The organism is Arthrobacter sp. 10T419, from assembly GCF_056394105.1.
Window position 1 is genome coordinate 1 of sequence record NZ_JBFTHF010000055.1, and the last position, 417, is coordinate 417.

The 417-nt window shown below is 57.1% G+C and carries 1 protein-coding gene; it reads left to right on the forward strand.

Annotated features, from left to right (window positions below):
* A partial coding sequence (locus tag AC1DBD_RS17850) for a substrate-binding domain-containing protein (protein WP_476982726.1) occupies positions 1 to 417 on the forward strand: 417 nt, incomplete at both ends.

Genomic DNA, 417 nt, shown 5'->3' on the forward strand with positions numbered 1-417 from the left:
GCCCAAAGCTGGACATCCCCGATCGCCCACTCAAGCCCAATGAGCTTGCCGAATATCCGGTGTTGCAACAGGCGGCCGGCTCTGCAAAGAATGCGTTCTATGGTTCCTGGAACCGTGAACACGGATTCCAGTTCAAGAAGGTCTTTTCCACCAACAGCCTCACGGTGTTGCGGGAGTTAACGATCGAGGGACTGGGCGTCAGTCAATTAGCGGTCGACTACTTCGCCTCGGATATCAATGACGGCCTGCTGCGCGTAGTCCGGACCGATCCAATGCCGCCTCCCCTCATCTACTCGGCCGTGTATCGGCAATCCGGTTTCTCGCGGGCCCTGGATGTCATCTCAGAAACGGCTGGCAATGTATGCAATTTCAAGCGGGGACCCTATGACCTTGCGGAAAGGCGGGTACGCATGATGC